Source organism: Endozoicomonas sp. ONNA2 (assembly GCF_024606365.1).
GTDB lineage: Bacteria > Pseudomonadota > Gammaproteobacteria > Pseudomonadales > Endozoicomonadaceae > Endozoicomonas.
Map to the genome: position 1 here is coordinate 1 of NZ_JAHHPO010000005.1, position 3,163 is coordinate 3,163.

At 45.9% G+C, this 3,163-nt stretch carries 2 protein-coding genes; both read left to right on the forward strand.

What is annotated here, in order from left to right:
* Positions 1 to 730 (forward strand): efflux RND transporter periplasmic adaptor subunit (locus tag KDK14_RS00050; RefSeq protein ID WP_257262966.1); only part of this gene is annotated, 730 nt, incomplete at its 5' end.
* Positions 730 to 3,048, forward strand: coding sequence for an efflux RND transporter permease subunit (locus KDK14_RS00055; RefSeq protein ID WP_257262967.1), 2,319 nt, complete (start codon positions 730 to 732; stop codon positions 3,046 to 3,048). The genes KDK14_RS00050 and KDK14_RS00055, both read left to right, overlap by 1 nt.
* The last annotated feature ends 115 nt before the right edge of the window (positions 3,049 to 3,163 follow it).

The window sequence follows — 3,163 nt, forward strand, 5'->3', positions numbered from 1 at the left end:
TATTCCTTACCAGCTTGGTGGGCTGGTTTGGCTGGGTTCACAGAATAGTTACAAAGCCAACCTCAATCAGTCAACTATCATACTGGAAAAAAACAGTTTGTTTGCGCCGTTTGATGGCGTTATTACCGCTATGAATATTCGTCAGCACAGCCATTCCCAACCCAACATGGCACCTGCAGGACACAATATCCAGACTGCCCCCTGTGATATCATCGTCACGGAACTTCATCATTACGAACTTCCGCTGGAAATTCCTGACCACGAAGCGCAAATCGTTCGTGAAGGGCAAACCGTTTACCTGGCTGCCAATCAGGCTGATCTCTACATGGCCAGCCAACAGGGTTTTAGCAACGGTCAGATTGCGAAAGGCGAAGTATGGTCCATCAGCCCTTCTATCAATCCACGGAACCATTCCCGGCGAATCAGAGTCAGGGTGGAAGCCAACGAGAGCCTTCGTGATGGCAGGTTTCTCCATGCCTGGATACATGCCAATACCATTTCTGATGCCATCACCCTGCCCTTAACGACGATCTCTTTCAATCATGAAGACGCTCCCTTTGTTTTTGTCGTAAGGAATAACCTGGCAGAGCAACGCTGGTTAACACTGGGCCATGAGATCATGGATCAGGTTGAAGTAGTCCGTGGTGTGTCGGCTGGTGAATGGGTAATCACTCACGGATATGAACGATTAAAACACAATAGCCCTGTGCAAATTATTGGCCACTTGTGATGAGCCTTCCTATCAACCGTTTGATTCTCAATCCTTTACCTGCAAAGCTGTTATTGATACTGGTCGTTATCTCTGGCTGGTTGGCAAGCACTTCCATGATACAGGAACACTATCCGGATCTTGAAATCCCCCGGGCGATGATCATTACTCAATGGCCGGGAGCATCGCCAACACAGATTGAACGGGAATTGACAACACCTCTTGAAAATAACATCCGCAACCTTTCGGATCTGAAAACTTACAGCAGCAGTTCCGGTACTTCTCAATCAAAAATCTTTGTCGAGTTTACCGGAAACAATCCGCTCACGGAAAATATGCAAAATCTCCGGGCTGCCGTCGTCCGGGGCTCAAACAATTTTCCGTCAAACACCGCCATTGGCATACCGCAGGTTGATGCATTTTCCATGACAAACCTACCCATGGTCAGCTGGGCTCTGCACGGCAATGTTAAAGAGGCCGTACTAAACGACAAGGCAAAACAATTAAAAAAAACGCTGGAAAAAATACCTGAAGTCAAGCAAGTCTATCTGCAAGGTATGTCTGAAAACAGTTTGCACATCCGGCTGATACCGGATCGTCTGAAAGCACTGAATATTTCACCGCTATATATACTGAATCAACTGAAATCGGCCAATCTGAAGGTCAGCTGGAAAACGACAGATTCAAAGACAGACAATCTTTTCCTATCCGTTGAAGGACAATTGGAAAGTCTCAAGTCTATTGAAGATCTGCCCATCCTGAAAATGAGCACTAACCGCCTTATTCGGCTCAGGGAAGTGGCTCATGTCAGCCTTGAACCTGACCGGGAAATCAGACGTACTTATTTTTCCATAGCCGGCAGCAATCCGGTTAGAAGCATCATAATCGACGTCACTCAGCATTCAGGCACCGACACAAAAGCATTGATATCGGCGATTTCAGCGCAGCTCAACATCGTAAAAAATGATCGGCACTGGCCTGATGGCCTGAAACTGTCACACATTACCGATGAAAGCGAATTCATCAATCAGGCATTCAGCAACATATCTTCTTCCCTCATCCAGGGCTGCATCTTAATTTTCATCATTCTGACACTCATGCTGAACTGGAGAGGGGCTCTTATGGCCGCGCTGGCACTGCCTATTACTATCCTGGCAACTCTGGCCACCATGAAAGCCCTTGGCTATACCCTCAATATCATGGTCATGTTCGGTATTGTCCTGGCCCTCGGATTGATGGTCGACACGTTCATTTTATTGATGGAGGGGATACACACAGAAATAGTTGATCGTAAAGCCGACTTTGATCAGGCTATTCTCGAAACCGCAAGACACTTTTCACTCCCCGTCATTGCAGGACAAGCCACTACCATTCTGGCCTTGATTCCTTTGATGATGATTAGTGGTATCGATGGCAAATTTATAAGAATAATCCCAACTTCTGTCAGCATTTGCCTAATAACCAGTATCATTGTCGCTTTTTTTATTTGTCTGCCATTGTCTCGCTACTTGTATCGAAGTCATTGCAACCCGACAGCAATATCACTGATCGACCAAATCAACCATCGTTACTCGAAAGCCCTCTCAAATTGGCTGAAACAGAAACCATTAAAAGACAGACGAAGCGTGTCAATATGGCTCATCATTACACTGATTGCATTTGCAGGCAGTATGTTATTGGCCAGTGAGTTGTCGAAAAACATGTACCCACAGACTGATAATCAAAAAATCGGAGTATCACTGACGCTGCCGGCAAACTCAACATTGAATGAAACCAGTATGGTCGCGGATCAGGTCAGCAAGTTTCTGGCCAGCTTGTCATGGCTCGAAAAGTTCACTGTCTATATTGGTACTGACACGCCTCTGGTCAGGGCGAGTCTCAGTGGTTTATTGCAGCCCGATGTCAGTGCAAACCATATTGGATTCACCTTGATTCTTACACCGAAAAACGAAAGAACAATGCAATCCGGTAGATATCTGGAGCCTCTCTATTGGGGTATTCAGAATGCTATTAAAAACCGTGCAGGGATTTCACTTCGATTCATTCATAACGGTGACAACCCAAAAGTGGAAGATCCTGTACAAATCCATATCACAGGGACTGATTATCCCACATTGCGTCAAATCGCTAACGAGGTTGAGCATCAATTAAAACAACATATCGGTGCTGTGGACGTTCGGAGTAATATAGGCACGCTTATGAAACAGGTTAAAATACAACTCAATGCAGACACCCTGTCTGCCTTTGGCATAAGCCGAGCAGACGTCACTAGGCAAATACAACTGGCTACAACTGAACATAACTATGGAGCCGTTTTTTTGGGTGCTCTGCCTGATTAATGTGCAGCAGGTAGGTGGAAAACCGTAACGGTTCATTTTTGACCAGGCTCCCCTGTCCTTCTTAGCTCTTTTTCCCGGAAAAATCGCCTCTGCGACATCGGCAACGTATTGAGAG